The organism is Pseudomonas sp. NBRC 111139 (genome assembly GCF_001753955.1).
In the GTDB taxonomy this organism is placed as follows: domain Bacteria; phylum Pseudomonadota; class Gammaproteobacteria; order Pseudomonadales; family Pseudomonadaceae; genus Aquipseudomonas; species Aquipseudomonas alloputida.
Genome location: NZ_BCBP01000026.1, coordinates 1 through 18,968 on the forward strand (window position 1 = coordinate 1; position 18,968 = coordinate 18,968).

17 protein-coding genes and 1 pseudogene are annotated in these 18,968 nt (G+C 61.9%); 9 read left to right on the forward strand and 9 right to left on the reverse strand.

The window, feature by feature from the left end; all coding sequences use genetic code 11:
• Positions 1-352 precede the first annotated feature (352 nt).
• Together BJQ17_RS09130 and BJQ17_RS29845 are read left to right on the forward strand one after the other, a co-directional pair.
• Positions 353-592, forward strand: a complete 240-nt coding sequence (locus BJQ17_RS09130) for a type II toxin-antitoxin system RelB/DinJ family antitoxin (RefSeq protein WP_003254825.1) — start codon at positions 353-355, stop codon at positions 590-592.
• Positions 582-869 (forward strand): annotated as a pseudogene (locus tag BJQ17_RS29845) (type II toxin-antitoxin system RelE/ParE family toxin). The gene BJQ17_RS09130 and the pseudogene BJQ17_RS29845 overlap by 11 nt, the downstream one beginning before the upstream one ends.
• 438 nt (positions 870-1,307) lie before the next feature.
• On the opposite strand, the gene BJQ17_RS09135 reads toward BJQ17_RS29845, so the two are convergent.
• From BJQ17_RS09135 to BJQ17_RS09140, 3 genes are all read right to left on the reverse strand, one after another.
• Complete coding sequence (locus BJQ17_RS09135) at positions 1,308-2,558, reverse strand: ribonucleotide-diphosphate reductase subunit beta (protein ID WP_003254823.1); 1,251 nt, start codon at positions 2,556-2,558, stop codon at positions 1,308-1,310.
• Between the two features lie 440 nt (positions 2,559-2,998).
• Complete coding sequence (locus BJQ17_RS32045) at positions 2,999-3,130, reverse strand: hypothetical protein (RefSeq protein WP_003254821.1); 132 nt, start codon at positions 3,128-3,130, stop codon at positions 2,999-3,001.
• A gap of 139 nt (positions 3,131-3,269) precedes the next feature.
• Positions 3,270-6,149, reverse strand: coding sequence for a ribonucleoside-diphosphate reductase subunit alpha (locus tag BJQ17_RS09140; protein WP_003254820.1), 2,880 nt, complete (start codon positions 6,147-6,149; stop codon positions 3,270-3,272).
• A 748-nt stretch (positions 6,150-6,897) separates the two neighbouring features.
• Between BJQ17_RS09140 and BJQ17_RS09145 the strand changes: the two genes are divergently transcribed.
• The gene (locus BJQ17_RS09145) at positions 6,898-7,596 is read left to right on the forward strand and encodes a response regulator transcription factor (RefSeq protein WP_004576832.1); all 699 of its coding nucleotides are present in this window, start codon (positions 6,898-6,900) and stop codon (positions 7,594-7,596) included.
• Complete coding sequence (locus BJQ17_RS09150; RefSeq protein ID WP_070095927.1) at positions 7,593-9,200, forward strand: ATP-binding protein; 1,608 nt, start codon at positions 7,593-7,595, stop codon at positions 9,198-9,200. The genes BJQ17_RS09145 and BJQ17_RS09150 overlap by 4 nt, the downstream gene beginning before the upstream one ends.
• A gap of 3 nt (positions 9,201-9,203) precedes the next feature.
• Here the strand turns inward: BJQ17_RS09150 and BJQ17_RS09155 are convergent, their stop codons facing one another.
• Together BJQ17_RS09155 and BJQ17_RS09160 are read right to left on the reverse strand one after the other, a co-directional pair.
• Positions 9,204-9,905, reverse strand: a complete 702-nt coding sequence (locus BJQ17_RS09155) for a 4'-phosphopantetheinyl transferase (protein ID WP_003254817.1) — start codon at positions 9,903-9,905, stop codon at positions 9,204-9,206.
• An 81-nt stretch (positions 9,906-9,986) separates the two neighbouring features.
• Positions 9,987-10,778: a dienelactone hydrolase family protein gene (locus BJQ17_RS09160; RefSeq protein ID WP_003254816.1), complete on the reverse strand. Its 792-nt coding sequence runs from the start codon at positions 10,776-10,778 to the stop codon at positions 9,987-9,989.
• Positions 10,779-10,907: 129 nt separating this feature from the next.
• Here BJQ17_RS09160 and BJQ17_RS09165 point away from each other — a divergent pair, with 129 nt between their 5' ends.
• The 4 genes from BJQ17_RS09165 to BJQ17_RS09180 all read left to right on the forward strand — a co-directional run bounded on the left by BJQ17_RS09165 (position 10,908) and on the right by BJQ17_RS09180 (position 15,400).
• Positions 10,908-11,513: an outer membrane beta-barrel protein gene (locus BJQ17_RS09165; protein WP_003254814.1), complete on the forward strand. Its 606-nt coding sequence runs from the start codon at positions 10,908-10,910 to the stop codon at positions 11,511-11,513.
• A 194-nt stretch (positions 11,514-11,707) separates the two neighbouring features.
• On the forward strand, positions 11,708-12,385 hold the full coding sequence (locus BJQ17_RS09170; protein ID WP_003254813.1) for a response regulator: 678 nt from the start codon (positions 11,708-11,710) through the stop codon (positions 12,383-12,385).
• On the forward strand, positions 12,382-13,728 hold the full coding sequence (locus BJQ17_RS09175; protein ID WP_070095928.1) for an ATP-binding protein: 1,347 nt from the start codon (positions 12,382-12,384) through the stop codon (positions 13,726-13,728). The genes BJQ17_RS09170 and BJQ17_RS09175 overlap by 4 nt, the downstream gene beginning before the upstream one ends.
• Before the next feature lie 349 nt (positions 13,729-14,077).
• Complete coding sequence (locus tag BJQ17_RS09180) at positions 14,078-15,400, forward strand: dicarboxylate/amino acid:cation symporter (RefSeq protein WP_003254811.1); 1,323 nt, start codon at positions 14,078-14,080, stop codon at positions 15,398-15,400.
• A gap of 194 nt (positions 15,401-15,594) precedes the next feature.
• Here BJQ17_RS09180 and tsaA read toward each other — a convergent pair whose 3' ends face one another.
• From tsaA to BJQ17_RS09200, 4 genes are all read right to left on the reverse strand, one after another.
• Positions 15,595-16,287 (reverse strand): tRNA (N6-threonylcarbamoyladenosine(37)-N6)-methyltransferase TrmO, encoded by a 693-nt coding sequence (gene tsaA / locus BJQ17_RS09185; RefSeq protein WP_003254809.1) that lies wholly within the window; start codon positions 16,285-16,287, stop codon positions 15,595-15,597.
• Between the two features lie 6 nt (positions 16,288-16,293).
• Positions 16,294-16,755 (reverse strand): DUF1456 family protein, encoded by a 462-nt coding sequence (locus BJQ17_RS09190; protein WP_003254807.1) that lies wholly within the window; start codon positions 16,753-16,755, stop codon positions 16,294-16,296.
• A 49-nt stretch (positions 16,756-16,804) separates the two neighbouring features.
• Complete coding sequence (locus tag BJQ17_RS09195; RefSeq protein ID WP_010952344.1) at positions 16,805-17,515, reverse strand: rRNA pseudouridine synthase; 711 nt, start codon at positions 17,513-17,515, stop codon at positions 16,805-16,807.
• 119 nt (positions 17,516-17,634) lie between these two features.
• A complete protein-coding gene (locus BJQ17_RS09200) occupies positions 17,635-18,090 on the reverse strand; it encodes a GNAT family N-acetyltransferase (RefSeq protein WP_003254803.1) in 456 nt (151 codons plus the stop codon).
• A gap of 294 nt (positions 18,091-18,384) precedes the next feature.
• On the opposite strand from BJQ17_RS09200, the gene BJQ17_RS31600 reads away from it, so the two are divergent.
• Positions 18,385-18,879 carry a hypothetical protein gene (locus BJQ17_RS31600; protein ID WP_070095929.1) on the forward strand — a complete coding sequence of 165 codons (495 nt, stop codon included), beginning with the start codon at positions 18,385-18,387 and terminating at the stop codon, positions 18,877-18,879.
• Positions 18,880-18,968 lie beyond the last annotated feature (89 nt).

Genomic DNA, 18,968 nt, shown 5'->3' on the forward strand with positions numbered 1-18,968 from the left:
TCTACTGGTAGGAGCGGGCTTGCCCGCGAACACGGGTAAAGCCCGTGCCATCCACCCCATTGGCCGCCTCGCACTGCAAACCGGGGGCAGGGTTAAAAATCAAATCGTAACTGCGGTGGCCCCATCCCCGAGCCTGCGCTATCTTCAGATCTGGCCTCGCCCTTGACCACGTCGACTGGCATGTCCAGTCCCGGCATCCTTGCTGGTGCCGTACCCCTCCTGTCGGCAGGGGCGAGGCCTCTTCATTTGAAGGGAATGGCGCTGTGGTCACTTCCGGCAGACAAACTGCCATTGCAGAGTCCCCACGATCAGTGCAGTGTAATGACAATCGTCTTTACATGAGGGCTATGTCATGGCTTCTATCAATATCCGCGTCGACGATGATCTCAAAGCCCGCGCCTACAAAGAGCTCGATCGCCTCGGTGTCACCCCCTCCGAACTCATGCGCCAGGCCCTGCAATATGTAGCTGAGCGGGGCAAGCTACCCTTCCGGCCGGTCCTGATGACCGAGGAAGATGAAGATCTCATTGCTACCGTACAAGAGCGGCTTGCTTCTCCGCAGCGCGTGAGGGTAAAGCTGGATGACCTATAGCCTCGACTTTGATTCCCGCGCATTGAAAGAGTGGAAGAAGCTGGGCGATACCGTGCGTCAGCAGTTCAAGAAGAAACTGGCAGAGGTCCTGCTGAAACCTTGAATCGAGGCAAACCGCCTTCACTCGCTGCCGGATTGCTACAAAATAAAGCTTCGCAGCAGCGGGTACAGGCTGGTTTATCAGGTCATTGACCAAGAGATCGTGGTTTTTGTCGTCGCTGTCGATCGCCGTGAGCGGGACCAAGCTTACAAAAAGGCTGCTGAGCGACTTGAGTAGGCCTATAGGGTTTGGCAGCCCCAGGCCGAAATCTCCAAGGTAAAACACCGCCTCAAAGCTAGAGCTGTGCTTCGGTGGGAGCGGGCTTGCCCGCGAAGAATCCGACTCGGTGTATGGCACCGGCTTCGCCGGTGTTCGCGGCGGTTCTACGCCTCGATGAACCCGCACAGGTCCCCCATCAGCCCAGAGGGCTCATTGCCAAGTCAGGCAGACCAGCTTGCCAGGTAACCCCGGCAAACTGCGATCTCTGTAGGAGCGGGTTCACCCGCGAAGAGGCCAGCACAGGCAATAAATGGTCCCCTGTTCACATGGGCCTTCGCAGGGGCGGTCTTTTATAGGATTAAGAAATCAATCTTCGTAACTGACGTCAGGACTCTCGGGGAAAATCATAAAAAAAGGCTGCCAATCGGCAGCCTTCTCGATGCTCAGCCCGGACGATCAGTCCCAGCTCAACGCCCCACCAGTCTGATACTCAATCACACGCGTCTCAAAGAAGTTCTTCTCTTTCTTCAAGTCCATGATCTCGCTCATCCATGGGAACGGGTTGGTAGTCCCTGGATACTCTTCCTTCAGGCCGATCTGGGTCAGGCGACGGTTGGCGATGAACTTGAGGTAGTCCTCCATCATCGCCGCGTTCATACCCAGTACGCCGCGTGGCATGGTGTCACGGGCGTATTCGATCTCCAGCTGGGTCCCTTGCAGGATCATCTGGGTCGCTTCTTCCTTCATCGCCGCATCCCACAGGTGTGGGTTCTCGATCTTGATCTGGTTGATCACGTCGATGCCGAAGTTCAGGTGCATCGACTCGTCACGCAGGATGTACTGGAACTGCTCGGCAACGCCAGTCATCTTGTTGCGGCGGCCCATGGACAGGATCTGGGTGAAGCCGCAGTAGAAGAAGATGCCTTCCAGGACGCAGTAGTAGGCGATCAGGTTGCGCAGCAGCTCTTTGTCGGTTTCGACGGTGCCGGTGTTGAATTCCGGGTCGGAGATGGCGCGGGTGTACTTCAGGCCCCAGGCGGCTTTTTTAGCGACCGACGGGATCTCGTGGTACATGTTGAAGATCTCGCCTTCATCCATGCCCAGCGACTCGATGCAGTACTGGTAGGCGTGGGTGTGGATCGCTTCTTCGAAGGCCTGGCGCAGGATGTACTGGCGGCACTCCGGGTTGGTGATCAGGCGGTACACGGCCAGGGCCAGGTTGTTGGCAACCAGCGAGTCGGCGGTGGAGAAGAAGCCGAGGTTGCGCATGACGATGCGGCGCTCGTCTTCGGTCAGGCCGTCCTGGCTCTTCCACAGGGCGATGTCGGCGGTCATGTTGACCTCTTGCGGCATCCAGTGGTTGGCGCAGCCGTCCAGGTACTTCTGCCAGGCCCAGTCGTACTTGAACGGTACCAGCTGGTTGAGGTCGGCGCGGCAGTTGATCATGCGCTTTTCATCTACTGCAACGCGGGCCGAGGAGCCTTCCAGCTCGGCCAGGCCTTCGGCAACGTCGAGGGCGTCGAGGGCAGCCTTGGCACGTTTGACGGCTTCGGAGTCAGAAGCGGTGGCCGCACGGGCCTCCAGGGCGGCGGCACCACCGGCGCTGTCGAGCTTGTCGAGGGTGGCGGCGGCAGCGGCCTGCGCAGGGGTGTTGCCTTTGGCGGCTACTTCGCCGTCTTCTTTGTCGAATTCGTCCCAGCTCAGCATGGTTTGGCTCCTGCTTGAGGGTCGCCCTGGGGCAACCGGTTGGATTGTAAGAATGTGATGCCTGACGCAAGGCCGTAACGGCGAATGGACAGCTCGAGAGGCTGACTCTCGTTTACATCTGAATGTGTTCTGGCTTGTACCTGGCCAGGCCTCTGGGAGGGGCCAGGACAATTGAATAGGTGCTCTTTTCAGAGGGCGCAGAGTATACCGGAATTCACCTTCGATCGGGGCGCGTGTGTCGCCGGCGAGGGTAACTTTTTCGACCGGTTTGGCGTGCGTCCGTTCACGAAAAAGGTGGCTTCTTCTACGGGGGGAGAGTGTAGCGCCAACCTATATGTTGTGCCAGTTTAAATTTCAAGGCACATCATATGGTGTTTCTTGAGGGCTGTGTTGCAAAGCCGGCCTCGCCGCGGGGTGGCCGGCGATGAGGCCAGCTACCACTAGCTACGGTGGGTATACAGCGTTTCGACAATGTGTGTCTTGGGGTGCTTGCGTGCCTGTTCCACTGAGGTGAAACGGCCGGTTTCTGCGTTGCGACCAATCTTGCGAGATGCCAGTTTTTTCCGCGCCATGGGCGTACATCCTTTTTTGAGAGGTCCTGTTCTTTTACCGAGCTGCGTGAACAGTGGGCAAAGGGCAAGGTTTCTCTGAGGCGCGGATACAAAAATGCCGCGCGGGGCACCCGTAGGCACCCCGCACGGCATTCAGGCCTTACTGGCAGGCTTCGCAGTCAGGCTCGTCGATCGCGCAGGCCTTCGGCACTGGCGCTGGGCCGGCTGCCTGGACCGGGGCGCTGTCGCCACCGCTGGAAACGGCGTTGAGCTTGCCGGTGTTGATGGTCGACTTCTCGGTGCTGGTGGCGGCCAGGGCACGGAGGTAGTAGGTGGTTTTCAGGCCACGGTACCAGGCCATGCGGTAGGTCACGTCCAGCTTCTTGCCCGATGCACCCGCGATGTACAGGTTCAGCGACTGCGCCTGGTCGATCCACTTCTGGCGACGGGAAGCAGCGTCGACAATCCACTTGGTCTCGACTTCGAACGCAGTGGCGTACAGGTCTTTCAGCTCTTGCGGGATACGCTCGATCTGCTGTACCGAACCGTCGTAGTACTTCAGGTCGTTGATCATGACCGAGTCCCACAGGTCGCGGGCCTTGAGGTCGCGAACCAGGTACGGGTTGATCACGGTGAATTCGCCCGACAGGTTCGATTTCACGTACAGGTTCTGGTAGGTAGGCTCGATCGACTGCGACACGCCAGTGATGTTGGCGATGGTCGCGGTTGGCGCGATGGCCATGATGTTCGAGTTACGAATACCTTTCTGCACGCGGGCACGTACCGGCGCCCAGTCCAGGGTTTCTTCCAGGTTGACGTCGATGTACTTCTGGCCACGGGCCTCGATCAGGATCTGTTGCGAATCCAGCGGCAGGATGCCCTTGGACCACAGCGAACCCTGGAAGGTCTCGTAGGCGCCGCGTTCATCGGCCAGGTCGCACGAAGCCTGGATGGCGTAGTAGCTGACCGCTTCCATCGACTTGTCGGCGAACTCGACGGCAGCATCGGAACCGTAAGGAATGTGCTGCAGGTACAGCGCATCCTGGAAGCCCATGATGCCCAGGCCGACCGGACGGTGCTTGAAGTTCGAGTTACGCGCTTGCGGCACCGAGTAGTAGTTGATGTCGATCACGTTGTCGAGCATGCGCACAGCGGTGTTCACGGTGCGTTGCAGCTTGGTGGTGTCCAGCTTGCCATCGACGATGTGGTTCGGCAGGTTGATCGAGCCCAGGTTGCAGACTGCGATCTCGTCCTTGTTGGTGTTCAGGGTGATCTCGGTGCACAGGTTCGAGCTGTGGACCACGCCCACGTGCTGCTGCGGCGAACGCAGGTTGCACGGGTCCTTGAAGGTCAGCCATGGGTGGCCGGTCTCGAATAGCATCGACAGCATCTTGCGCCACAGGTCTTTGGCCTGGATGGTCTTGAACACCTTGATCTTGTTGTACTCGGTCAGGGCTTCGTAGTACTCGTAGCGTTCTTCGAAGGCCTTGCCGGTCAGGTCGTGCAGGTCTGGCACTTCCGAAGGCGAGAACAGGGTCCACTTGCCGTCATCGAAGACACGCTTCATGAACAGGTCAGGGATCCAGTTGGCGGTGTTCATGTCGTGGGTACGACGGCGGTCATCACCGGTGTTCTTGCGCAGCTCGATGAATTCTTCGATGTCCAGGTGCCAGGTTTCCAGGTAGGCACATACAGCGCCTTTGCGCTTGCCACCCTGGTTCACGGCAACGGCGGTGTCGTTGACCACTTTCAGGAACGGGACGACGCCCTGGGATTTACCGTTGGTGCCCTTGATGTACGAGCCCAGTGCACGGACCGGGGTCCAGTCGTTGCCCAGGCCGCCAGCGAATTTCGACAGCATGGCGTTGTCGTGGATCGCGTGGTAGATGCCCGACAGGTCGTCCGGCACGGTGGTCAGGTAGCAGCTGGACAGCTGCGGGCGCAGGGTACCGGCGTTGAACAGGGTCGGGGTCGAGGCCATGTAGTCGAACGACGACAACAGGTTGTAGAACTCGATCGCACGGGCTTCCTTGTCTTTCTCTTCCAGCGCCAGGCCCATGGCCACACGCATGAAGAACACCTGCGGCAGCTCGAAGCGCACGCCATCCTTGTGGATGAAGTAGCGGTCGTACAGGGTCTGCAGGCCCAGGTAGGTGAACTGCTGGTCGCGCTCGTGGTTGATTGCCTTGCCCAGTTTTTCCAGGTCGAAGTCGGCCAGGGCCGGGTTCAGCAGCTCGAACTCGATACCTTTGGCGACGTAGGCCGGCAGGGCCTTGGCGTACAGGTCAGCCATTTCGTGGTGGGTGGCGCTGTCGGCTACATTCAGGAAGCCCAGGCCTTCGGCGCGCAGGGTGTCCATCAGCAGGCGGGCGGTAACGAACGAGTAGTTCGGCTCGCGCTCCACCAGGGTACGGGCGGTCATCACCAGGGCGGTGTTGACGTCCTTGATGGCCACGCCGTCGTACAGGTTCTTCAGGGTTTCGCGCTGGATCAGGTCGCCATCGACTTCGGCCAGGCCTTCGCAGGCTTCGCTGATGATGGTGTTCAGGCGGGCCATGTCGAGCGGCGCCAGGCTGCCGTCAGCCAGGGTGATGCGGATGCTCGGGTGCGGCTCGACCACGGCGTCGGTGTTGGCGCGGGTGGCACGCTCCTTGGCGCGCTGGTCACGGTAGATCACGTAGTCGCGGGCAACTTTCTGCTCGCCGGCGCGCATCAGGGCCAGTTCGACCTGGTCCTGGATTTCTTCGATGTGGATGGTGCCACCCGATGGCATGCGACGCTTGAACGTGGCGGTAACCTGCTCGGTCAGGCGCGCGACGGTGTCGTGGATGCGCGACGAAGCGGCGGCAGTGCCGCCTTCAACTGCGAGGAACGCCTTGGTGATGGCGACGGTGATCTTGTCGTCGGTGTAAGGGACGACAGTGCCGTTACGCTTGATCACGCGCAGTTGGCCAGGGGCGGTGGCAGCCAGATCCTGGTTGGAATCGGCGGCCTGCGGCACCTTGGCCTGCGGGTTCTCGCGAGTTGTGTCGGTTTGCATGGGTGGGTGTCTCCACAATTTCTATATTGTTCAGGCGCCCTATGGGCGCCCACCGTTCCGTCCACTTGCTCGATGGCCCTGCGGGGATGCACAAAGCATGCGCATCCGCCCGCACGGGCGTACCGACTTCGGGACAGACTCAGGAATTAGGGGCAATGGCTTGCCGCTCCCTGGCCGAAGTCAAAGGTTTTGGGCGGGGCCCAAAATCTGTTGCTGATGGATGCCAGGGCTGGCCTGCAACACCCATGCCCGAACAAGGCCCTGGAAGGGCTTGCCTCGGTCGCCTCCGCAGGAGCGGTTTGGCTGCTGAAATCACCTGAAGTTCCACCCGAAAAATCGCTTGATCTTGCGGGTTGACTTTTGTGTGTGATTTTGCACGAACCCCTATATCTAGTGGTTCGCTGCGATCGGGATACAAGATAATGCGGTATTGGGGGCTTTGCAAGGCGAGCGCCTGTGGATAAGTTGTGTGTACTTTGTGAGTGAATGGTGGGTATTCGCTGTAGGCCTTGTGCCAAGTGGTTTGCAGTATTTTTCTGCACCGTGACGCCCTTGGGCAGTTTTTTTGGGGCGCGAAGCCTGTCACAAAAAACGGTTCAGTCGAGGGGGCGGTAGGGCGTGTCTTAAGATCTGGGGTGCCTGGGAGATCGAGCACCGTCCGCGGGGCGGTCGGTCTCGCAGGGCCCCCCATCTACATTCATACTCTCAGCTGCCCTGACACGATCCCAAGAACAACAAGGCCAAAGCCATGGACCACCCCATACCCCGCATCCTCATCGTCGAAGACGACCAGCGCCTCGCCGAACTCACCGCCGAATACCTGCAGGCCAATGGTTTCGAGGTCGCGGTGGAGGCCGATGGCGCCCGCGCCGCGAGGCGCATCATCGACAGCCAGCCCGACCTGGTGATCCTCGACCTGATGCTCCCCGGCGAGGACGGCCTGAGCATCTGCCGTCGGGTGCGCAGCCAGTACCAGGGGCCGATCCTCATGCTCACCGCGCGCAGCGATGAACTCGACCAGGTTCAGGGCCTGGACCTGGGTGCCGACGACTACGTCTGCAAACCCGTGCGCCCACGCTTGCTGCTGGCGCGTATCCAGGCCCTGCTGCGCCGCAGCGAAACCGTGGACAGCAAGCGCCAGGACCTGGCCTTCGGTGCGCTGCGTATCGATAACCGCCTGCGCGAGGCGCACCTGGGCGAGCAGTTGATCGAACTGACCGGCGCCGAATTCGATCTGCTCTGGCTGTTGGCCAGCAACGCTGGTCGGGTGCTGACCCGTGAACAGATCTTCACCGCACTGCGTGGCGTGGGCTACGACGGCCAGGACCGCTCCATCGATATCCGCATCTCGAAAATCCGCCCCAAGATCGGCGACGACCCGCTTCAGCCGCGGTTGATCAAGACCCTGCGCAGCAAAGGCTACCTGTTCGTTGGCGAGGCACCATGAACAATTCGATCTTCCTGCGCATCTACGGCGGCATGCTGGCCGTGCTGGTGCTGGTGGCCCTGCTTGGCGTGCTCAGCCTGCACCTGGTCAACGAAGTGCGCGCTGCCCAGCATAGCGAGGGCCTGGCCCAGGGCACCTTCAGCCTGATGGCCGACAACCTGGCAATGCAGAATGAAACCCAACGCAAGCGTTCGCTGCTGATCTGGGAACGCCTGCTTGGCGTGCCGTTGGCGCTGCAACCGATGAGCGCACGCAGCCTTGACGGTGGCCAGCGGGCGCGCCTGTACCGTGGCCTGGTGGTGGTCGAGAAGATTGGCCCGCATGCGGCGCAAGTGCTACGCAAGGTGGGCCAGGAAGACCTGATGCTGGTCGCGCAGATCAAACAGATCAGCGAGCAGTTGGCGCGGGCCACCCTCTATCTATTGGCCGACGAACTGGTGCGCTACCCGGTAACCGAACAGCAGCAGCGCCTGGCACAGATCAAGCAGGAAAAGGGCTTCGGCTTTGGCGTTGCCTTGCAACGTATCGAGCGGGTCAGCCTGGACGATGACCAGCGGCGCCGCGTGGAGGAGGGCGACACGGTGATGGCGCTGGGCAAGGATGGTGACTCGATCCGGGTGTTCGCCGGGCTGACGGGCTCGCCATGGGTACTGGAAATCGGCCCGCTGTACCAGCTCAACCCTTACCCGCCGCAGTTGCTGATTCTGATTGCCTTCCTGGGGCTGTGCCTGATCGGCCTGGTGGTCTACCTGCTGGTGCGTCAGCTGGAACGTCGTGTGTCCGGCCTGGAGATTGCTGCCACGCGCATCGCCCAAGGCAGCCTGGATACCCGCGTGCCGGCCGGCGACGCCGACTCGGTAGGGCGCCTGGCGGCTGCCTTCAATGGCATGGCCGAGCACCTGCAGCGCTCGCTGACCATGCAGCGCGAGCTGGTGCGAGCGGTGTCCCACGAGCTTCGCACGCCGGTGGCGCGCCTGCGCTTTGGCCTGGAGATGATCGAAAGCGCCACGACTGAACAGGTGCGGGCAAAGCACCTGGCGGGCATGGACGGGGATATCCAGGACCTCGACAAGCTGGTCGACGAGATGCTGACCTACGCCCGCCTGGAGCAGGGCGCACCGGCCTTGAAGTTCCAGCGGGTCGATCTGGATGCCTTGCTCGATCGGGTGATCGAAGAGCTGGCACCTTTGCGTGCCGAGGTGCGGGTGGTGCGCGGCGACTGTCAGGGCGCGGATGCCGAAGGCGCCTGGGTCGAGGCCGAGCCGCGCTACTTGCACCGGGCCCTGCAGAACCTTGTCGGCAATGCCATGCGCCATGCCGAGAGCGAAGTGCGCCTGAGCTATCAGCTGGGCCAGCAACGTTGCCGCATCGATGTGGAGGATGACGGCCCGGGGATCCCCGAGGGCTTCTGGGACCGCATTTTCACGCCCTTCACCCGCCTCGATGACAGCCGCACCCGTGCCTCGGGCGGGCATGGCCTGGGCCTGTCGATCGTACGGCGGATCATCTACTGGCACGCGGGCCGGGCCACGGTGGGCCGCAGCGAGGCGTTGGGCGGTGCCTGCTTCAGCCTGAACTGGCCAAGGCAGCAGGCACCGCTGTGAAGGTCAGACGCTGACCAGGCTCAGCAGGTGGCCGTCCTGCAGGCAGAACTGGCCTTGCAGCTCTGCGCCTTGCTGCCACTGCGGTGACAGGTCGGTGAGCAGGCGCAAGCGCGCCAGCCCTTCTGCGGACCAGTCGAGCACTTCTGCGTGTTCGAAGTAGAAGCGTTGGCGAGTCAGTGGGTACAGGGTCTTGAACAAGCTTTCCTTCAGCGAGAACGTCAGGGTGACCGTAAGCCCAAGCTGGCGGCGGTCCAGGCGCTCCAGCTCTGCCGGGGTAAGGATTTCGCCCATCAGCCGCTCGGCGCGCGCGTCATCCAGCAAGGCTTCCTGATCCAGGCCCAGACCTTGGCAGCTGTTTTCGCCGGCGACCACCGCGGCGGCCCAGCCCTTGCCGTGTGTGATCGAGCCATGAATACCGGCGGGCCAGATGGGCGAGCGGTCTTCGTGGGTGCCGGGCACGTAGTCGCGGCCGTCCAGGTGCTGGAGCGCGGCGCGGGCACATACGCGGCCGGCCAGGTACTCGGCCTGGCGCTTGGCCACCGAGCGCAGCAGGCTGGCGCTGGGCAGTACGCCAGCGCGCTGGAAGTCGTCGGCCGCCAAGTGGGCAGGGTCGAAGGCGCAACTGACCAGCACCGCGCCGGGCAATGGGCGGGGCAGGGGCCAGTGGTGCTGGAGCGGGGCGCAACAGGCAGGAAGTGTGTTCATGGCGGCTATTGTGCCAGCTGTGCAGGCGCTAAGGGAGGTGGCGTGGTAACGCCTCCTTTCCCACAACGATTGCACAATCTTTTATTTGAACACCTTCTTGAAGAACGCCTGCATATCCGCCCAGGAACGCTCGTCCGCTGCCTTGTTATAGCCAATGTCCGGCCCCCCATGTTCACCGTGGCTCAGCCGATCGGCATCGGGGTTGGTGAACCCGTGCTTGGCCCCTTCAATACTGACGAACTGGTAGTTGACCTTGGCCGCATCCATCTCGGCCTTGAACGCCTCCACCTGCTGTGGGGTGACCATGCTGTCCGCCGCACCATGCTCGACCAGGATATCGGCCCGCACCACGCCAGGTTTTGCCGGGGTCTGGGTGGCCAGTGCGCCATGGAAGCTCACCACGCCATCGAGCTTTTCTCCCCGGCGTGCGGCATCGAGCACCACCTTGCCGCCAAAACAGTAGCCGACAGCGCCCAGTTGATGCTTGTTCACATTCGGCTGCTTTTTCAACAACTCCAGGCCCGCGTCGAAGCGCGCTGCTGCTGCGGCCGGGTTCTTCATCGCTGCAGCCATGAATGCCTGGGCATCCTGCGGATGCTCGGTGTGCTTGCCATCGCCGTACATGTCGATGGCCAGTGCCTTGTAGCCCAGGGCGGCAAGATCTCTCGCACGACGCTTGGCATAGTCGTTCAGGCCCCACCATTCATGCACCACAACGATGCCTGGGCGTTTGCCGTCCAGCGCGTCATCGTAGGCATAGTAGCCGACGAGGCGGTTGCCATCGTCGTCCTGATAAGGAATTTCACGGGTCACTACCGCCGCTTGGGCGAGGGCGGCGCTGCACATCAGGGTCAGGGCCAGCAGGGCTCGCATGTTCACAACTCCTTGTTTTGCTATCGATTCGTTCAGCCGGGGTTCAGCCAGGGTTCAGTCGCGGTTCAGGGTGCCCTGATTACTCTAGCTTCCAGACCGAAACAGCGCACCCAACTGGAGTACCCAGCCATGAAAACCTTCAATACCCTGCTTGCCGCCATGGCCGTCTGTGCCGCTGGCATTACCACCGCCCAGGCCGCGGACGACAACTTCGCCAGCCTCACCTACGGCCAGACCAGCGACAAAGTTCGCAAGTCCGGCCTGCTGCAACGCAACACCGATCAGCTCAATGCCGACGGTATTATCGGCAAGGACGATACCTGGGGTGTGCGTCTGGGCAAGATCAACGACCAGGGCCGCTACTACATGACCTATGACAATGTCTCTGGCGACCACAGTGGCCTGAAGTTGCGCCAGGAAAACCTGCTTGGCAGCTATGACTTGTTCCTGCCGGTGGGCGATACCACCAAGCTGTTCGGTGGTGGCAGCCTGGGTGTGACCAAGCTTACCCAGGACTCGCCAGGCGCCAGCCGGGACACTGACTACGGTTATGCCTACGGCTTGCAGGCCGGTGTGATCCAGGACATCACCGACAAGGCCTCGGTCGAACTGGGCTACCGTTACCTGCGCACCAATGCCGCGACCGAGGTGGGCGCGCATGGCGGGCCGAAGGATGGCACCCTGCGCCTGACCAGCAGCGCGCAGACCTACCTGGCAGCAAGTTACAAGTTCTGACGAACGAGCCGCGTTATCCTGTACCGGCCTTCGCGGGTACGCCCGCTCCCACAGGTACTGCACAAACCGCTGAAACTGTGCAGTACCTTTGGCTTGTGCAGGTGCTGCACACGTTTCAGAGACTGTGCGATTGCTGTGGGAGCAGGCATACCCGCGAATAGGCCGGTACAGGCAATACACATAAGGAGCTGCACATGAAACTGCTGGTGGTCGAGGACGAAGCCCTGCTTCGCCATCACCTCTACACCCGCCTGGGCGAAAGCGGCCATGTGGTCGAGGCGGTCGCTGATGCCGAAGAGGCGCTGTACCAGGCCGAGCAGTACCATTTCGACCTTGCCATCATCGATCTGGGCCTGCCCGGTATCAGCGGCCTGGAGCTGATCACGCGGCTGCGCAGCCAGGACAAGACCTTCCCCATTCTCATCCTCACAGCCCGTGGCAACTGGCAAGACAAGGTCGAGGGCCTGGCCGCCGGTGCCGACGACTATCTGGTCAAGCCGTTCCAGTTCGAGGAGCTTGAAGCACGGCTCAATGCCCTGTTACGCCGCTCCAGTGGTTTCATCCAGTCGACCATCACCGCTGGCCCCTTGGTGCTCGACCTCAACCGCAAGCAGGCCACCCTCGACGAACAAGCCTTGGCCCTGACTGCCTACGAATACCGCATCCTCGAATACCTCATGCGCCATCACCAGCAGGTGGTGGCCAAGGATCGCCTGATGGAACAGTTGTACCCAGGTGACGAAGAGCGCGACCCCAATGTCATCGAAGTGCTGGTTGGCCGCCTGCGCCGCAAGCTTGAAGGCGAGCGCGGCTTCAAACCCATCGACACGGTGCGCGGTCTGGGCTACCTGTTCACCGAGCGCTGCCGATGATCCGCTCGCTGCGGGTGCGCCTGATGCTGGCCGCCGCAGTGTTGGCGCTGCTGTTCATGCTGGCGCTGCTGCCGGCCTTGCAGAAGGCCTTCAGCCTGGCTCTGCAGGAGTCGATCGAGCAGCGTCTGGCCTCGGATGTGACCACGCTGATTTCCGCTGCGCGTATCGAGCATGGCCAGCTGCAGATGCCGACACTGCTGCCGGACGAGCGCTACAACCTGCCCTACACAGGCCTGCTCGGCTATATCTTTGACCGCGACGGCAAACTGGTCTGGCAGTCGCGTGCCACCGCCGACCGGCACATCAACTACCAGCCGCGCTATGACGGGCGCGGCAACGAGTTCGACCGCATTCACCAGTCCGATGGCGAAGAGTTCTTCGTTTACGACGTCGAGATCAAGCTGTTGGGCGGGCAGAGTGCCGCCTACAGCATTGTCGCTCTGCAGCCCGTGAGCGAGTACAAGGCCACCCTCAGTGGCCTGCGCGAAAAGCTCTACCTGGGGTTCGGCGCTGCATTGCTGGCGCTCATGGTGTTGTTGTGGGCAGGCCTGACCTGGGGGCTGCGCTCGTTGCGACGCCTCAGCCACGAACTGGATGAAGTGGAATCAGGTGCACGTGACGGTCTGAGCGGTGAGCACCCACGCGAGTTGCTGCGCCTGACCCGCTCGCTCAACCGTCTGTTGCGCAGTGAGCGTGAGCAGCGCACGCGCTACCGTGATTCGCTGGACGACCTGGCCCACAGCCTGAAGACGCCGCTGGCGGTGTTGCAGGGTGTGGGTGAAAGCTTGCAGCAGCGCAGCGGCGAGCGCGAGCAGGCGCGGGTGCTGCAAAGCCAGATCGAGCGCATGAGCCAGCAGATCGACTACCAGCTGCAACGCGCCAGCCTGCGCAAGAGTGGCCTGGTCCGCCACAGCGTCTTGCTGCGGCCGTTGCTCGACAGCCTGTGCAGCACCTTGGCCAAGGTTTACCGGGAAAAACGTGTGAACGTGGTGCTGGAGTTGCCGGACGCGGCGCAGGTGCCGATGGAGCAGGGCGCGTTCCTGGAAATGCTCGGCAACCTGCTGGAGAACGCCTACCGGCTAAGCCTGGGCCAAGTGCGGGTGAGCCTGGTGAAGGCGCCGGGGTATCTGACCTTGTGCATCGAGGACGACGGGCCGGGCGTGCCCGCCGACCAGCGTGAACGCATTCTGGAGCGTGGGGAGCGGCTGGACAGCCAGCACCCGGGGCAGGGCATAGGCTTGGCCGTGGTCAAGGATATCGTCGACAGCTATGACGCCGAGCTGAGCCTTGGCGATTCGCCGCTGGGGGGCGCTGCGTTCAGGATCACCTTCAACCTGGATTGATCCCTAGCCTGTGCCGGCCCATTCGCAGGTCAATCCGCGAATGGGGGCACAGGCAATCCACAAAGGGCGGATTTCCGCCATTCCTCCTTGTACAAATTCCGCCATCGGGCGGAAATCCGCCAATCCGTCTCGGGAATATCGCCCTGTCGTTGGGCATTTATTCCTAGCAAATACGGGCTTTGCACCCTTCATGGGCATTTTGGCACCACCCTTGCTATTGATCCTCGCAGAGGCCTGCCCAGGCAGCTCGAACACAACGACAAATCCCTCCAAGTGCAGGAGGGTTAGCGATTCAGGTGCCCCCATCACCCTGGGAAGGGTGAACCGGCACACTTGAGGAAAATTAGCCATGACGACACGTCAGCCGCTGTACAAATCCCTGTATGTCCAGGTGTTGGTCGCCATCACCATCGGCATCCTGCTCGGCCACTACTACCCGGAAACGGGCGTTGCCCTCAAACCCCTGGGTGACGGCTTCGTCAAACTGATCAAGATGGTCATCGCCCCGATCATCTTCTGTACCGTGGTCAGCGGCATTGCCGGCATGCAGAGCATGAAGTCGGTCGGCAAAACCGGCGGCTACGCGTTGCTGTACTTCGAAATCGTCTCCACCATCGCCCTGATCATCGGCCTCGTCGTCGTCAACGTGGTCAAGCCAGGCGCTGGCATGCACATCGACGTCAGCACCCTGAACGCCAGCAGCGTGGCTGCCTACGCCGCCGCCGGCGCGCAGCAGACTACCGTCGGCTTCCTGCTTAACGTCATCCCCAATACGGTCGTCGGCGCCTTCGCCAACGGCGACATCCTGCAAGTGCTGATGTTCTCGGTACTGTTCGGCTTCGCCCTGCACCGCCTGGGCAGCTACGGCAAGCCGGTACTGGACATGATCGACCGCTTCGCCCACGTCATGTTCAACATCATCAACATGATCATGAAGCTGGCCCCGATCGGCGCTTTCGGCGCCATGGCCTTCACCATCGGCCAGTACGGTGTTGGCTCGCTGGTGCAGCTGGGCTACCTGATGGCCTGCTTCTACATCACCTGCCTGCTGTTCGTGCTGGTGGTGCTGGGCGGTATCTGCCGTGCCCACGGCTTCAGCGTGATCAAGCTGATCCGCTACATCCGTGAAGAACTGCTGATCGTGCTGGGTACTTCGTCCTCGGAGTCGGCCCTGCCACGCATGCTGGCCAAGATGGAGCGCCTGGGTGCCAAGAAATCGGTAGTGGGCCTGGTTATCCCGACTGGCTACTCGTTCAACCTGGACGGTACCTCGATCTACCTGACCATGGCTGCGGTGTTCATCGCTCAGGCCACTGACACCACCATGGACATCACTCACCAGATCACCCTGCTGCTGGTGCTGCTGGTGGCTTCCAAGGGTGCTGCCGGCGTTACCGGCTCGGGCTTCATCGTGCTGGCCGCGACCCTGTCGGCTGTTGGCCACCTGCCGGTTGCCGGCCTGGCGCTGATCCTCGGCATCGACCGCTTCATGTCCGAAGCCCGCGCCCTGACCAACCTGGTGGGCAACGCCGTTGCCACCGTGGTAGTGGCCAAGTGGGTCAAGGAAATGGACAACGACAAGCTGGCTTCGGAACTGGCCTCCGGTGGTGCGCCGCTGGTCGATACCCGCCCGACGGACGACCTGGGCGTGGCTGAAGGCCCGGCTCGTTGATAGCGGGTTGAAATGAGAAAGGCGACCCAAGGTCGCCTTTTTCGTGTCTGCGCGGTCCCTGTGGGAGCGGCCTTGCGTCGCGAATGGGCTGCGCAGCAGCCCCGGCGACCTTGCAGGATGGCTGAAATCTTGGGGCCGCTGCGCAGCCCTTTCGCGACGCAAGGCCGCTCCCACACAGGGCGATGCGGTGGCCCTCAGCCCAGTACCACCTCCAACACCCGGATCTCCTCCGGCTGTGGGTAATGCCACCTTACTTGCACATCCCAGAACTTCACCCCGTACACCCGCTCGGACGGTGGTATCTGGTAGGCCGGCCGTGGGTCCTGCGCCAGGCATTGCTCGATCAGTTGCACCAGCGGCTCATTCAAACGCAGCGCATGCTCGCGGGCCTGGATCAGGGCGTTGTCCGCCCACTGCACGTCAATTGCCACAGGCGCTGCATTGGCCATCTGGTTGCTGGCGCCAGCGACGCTGTCGGCATAGGGCACATACGGCTTGATGTCCAGCACCGGCGTGCCGTCGAGCAGGTCGATCCCGGACAGCAGCAGGCGCCCGGGCTCCACGCCCTCCAGGCGTACCACCGACTGGCCGATGCCGTTGGGCCGATGGGTGGCGCGGGTGGCGAACACCCCCATGCTCTTGTTGCCGCCCAGACGCGGAGGCCGCACTTTCAGGCGCGGCTTTTCTTCCAGGGCCTGGTGGAACAGGAACAGCAGCCAGACATGGCTGACCTGCTCCAGGCCTTCGACCGCGTCACCTTGATCGAACGGCGGCAACAGTTCGAGTACGCCACGGGCGGCAGGCGCCAGCTGCGGCTGGCGCGGAATGGCGAACTTTTCCTTGAAACAGGAGTGGACGATGCCGACCGGGACAACCTTATGCTGCATGGCCACTCAGCCGCGCACGCGCAGGGTCAGGCCCTTGAGGAAGTTGCGCATCAACTGGTCGCCACACGGGCGGTAGTTGTCGTGGCCAGCCTTGCGGAACAGCGCGCTGAGCTCAGGTTTGCTGACCGGGAAGTTGACCGACTTGAGAATCGCGTGCAGGTCGTCTTCCTTGAGCTCAAAGGCCACACGCAGCTTCTTGAGGATCAGGTTGTTGGTTACCGGCAGCTCGATCGGCTGCTGCGGGCGGCTATCGTCTTTGCCTCGGCGGTAGATCACCAGGCCGTCAAGGAAGTGCGCCATCACCCGTTCAGGGCAGCGCACGAAGCCTTCCTCTTCTTCTTTTTTCAGGTAGGTGGCCAGCACCAGAGGATGCACTTCGAGGCCAGAGAGCCCGATGATCTCGGCCATCTTGGCGTCGTTCACCTTGAGCATGTAGCGCAGGCTGCGCAGGACGTCGTTGTGGTTCATTGCAGCAGAATCCTGTTCAGGTGCCGCGCGTTCCGGCGCGGCGTATTGCTTAGAAACGTTCGGAGGTAGCCAGGTAACGCCATTGGCCCAAGGGCAGCTTGCCCATCGACACACCACCCAGGCGAATGCGTCGCATGCCTAAAAGCTCCAGGCGCAGGTAGGCGCATAGCTCGGAAATCTGCCCTGGTTGTGGGTTTTTCAACACCATGCGCAGGTGTGTCTCGTTCTGCCAGCTGGCCTTGGCCTTGGGCAACTCGCGGTCATTGCGCATGGCCCCACGCGCCAGGCGTTCCAGCGCCTGGGGGGTGGTTTCGCCGCGCACTTCAATGATGAACTCTTGCTCCAGGCGACGCAGGTCGGCCTCGATCTTGCGGGATACCCGCCAGTCCTGGGTAAACACCTGCAGGCCGCTGGCGCCACGCTCCAGCGGTGCCACGCAGGCCTGCCGGGCAAAATGCCCGTGCAGGGCGCGCACGCCTTCGCGGTGGGCCTCGCTAAGGCTGCCCATGTTCATGCTGGCGCGGGCGTCTTCACTGTCCATGCCGGCTGGCTGGTTCAGCAGCAGGGTCACCGGCTCCAGGGTTTCGGCACGGGCGCCCGGCAGCAGTTCGACGCGCTGCTGCTCAACCTTGAACTGCGGCTGCTCGACCACCACGCCATCGACCGTTACCCAGCCTCCTTCAATGTACTGCTCGGCCTCGCGGCGGGAGCAGCCGAGCTGCTCGATGAGGCGTTTGGACAGGCGGACGGGTTCGGACATGGGGCAATTCGCAAGGCAGGGAAAGGCCTCCATTGTACCTGCCTGCAAGCGGTAGATGATGGGAATCTGTGTCAGATGCGCCATTTTGGACACATAGCGCGGCACATTCAGGCGCCGCCTCAAGGCACTGTGCGCATTAGCCTCATGTGCAGCAGAGGATAGGGCTGGCCCAGGCCGTCGGTTTCCGAACGGCCGATGACCTCGAAACCCTCATGCAGGTAGAAGCCCAGCGCTTTCGGGTTCTGTTCGTTGACGTCAAGGTACTCGGCATTCAGCTCATTGATGGCATAGCGCAGCAGGCGCTTGCCTACCCCTTGGCCGCGGTAGCCAGGTGCGACGAACAGCATGTCCACCCGCCCGTTGGCGACACCGGCGAAACCACAGATGCGCTGGCGGTCCTTGCAGCAGATCAGCATCACTGCGTCGAGGTAGCGGCGCAGCACATGTTCGCGCAGTAGCAGGATATAGCCCTCTGGCAGAAAGTCGTGGGTGGCGCGTACTGAATCCTCCCACACCTGTACCAGCTCGCTGTAGTCGCACAAGCGCGGGGTTTGCAGCGTCAGTAGCGCAGCCATGCCGGTGTTCCTCTGGGGCGATAGGGAAAACATAGCAGGCCAACCACCGGTCGGCTTGTTCGATTGGCGCTTGAGACCTGGGGAGTGACGGTCTATTAATTAAGCGTGGGAAAAAATCCCACGTAAATATAAGTTCAATCTGAAGCAAGATTACTGACTGATTTGGCGTTCTCGTGGCGAAGACCTGGAGACGGACTATGCAAATCCACCTGCTGTTCAAGAAGGCTTTACTCGCGGCTGCTGTAGCTGGCGTGTTGTCGATGTCCATTGCCTTGATCCCTGACTCGATTTCTCATGGCTCCAGTGCCTACGCTAAAGATGGCGGTGGCGGTGGCGGTGGCGGTGGCGGTGGCCACGGTGGCGGTGGCAGTGGCGGCGGCGGTGGCCACGGTGGCGGTGGAAGTGGCGGCGGCGGTGGCCACGGTGGCGGTGGAAGTGGCGGTGGCGGTGGCCACGGTGGTGGTGGAAGTGGTGGCGGCGGTGGCCATGGTGGCGGAAGCGGAAGTGGTGGCCACGGCAGCGGCGGTGACGGTGGTGGCCATGCCGGCAACAGCGGCAGTGGCCACGACGGTAATTCAAACGCTGGGCGCAGCAGCAACCATGCTGAAGCGGGTGACGATCATGGCAATCACGCGGGTGGGGAACCCGGGGATGATCATGGTAATCATGTCGGCGGTGAGCCTGGCGATGATCACGGCAACCATGTGGGTGGCGAACCCGGTGATGACCACGGTGTTCATGCCGGCGGCGAGGCCGGGGATGACAACAGCAGAAGCTGATTGGCGCTGACCCGAAGTGGCCCATACAAAACCCAGCGGACGGGTTTTGTATGAGCAGGTTCTGGCCTGTCTTGCCTTTATCACGTCATTTCCAATGAG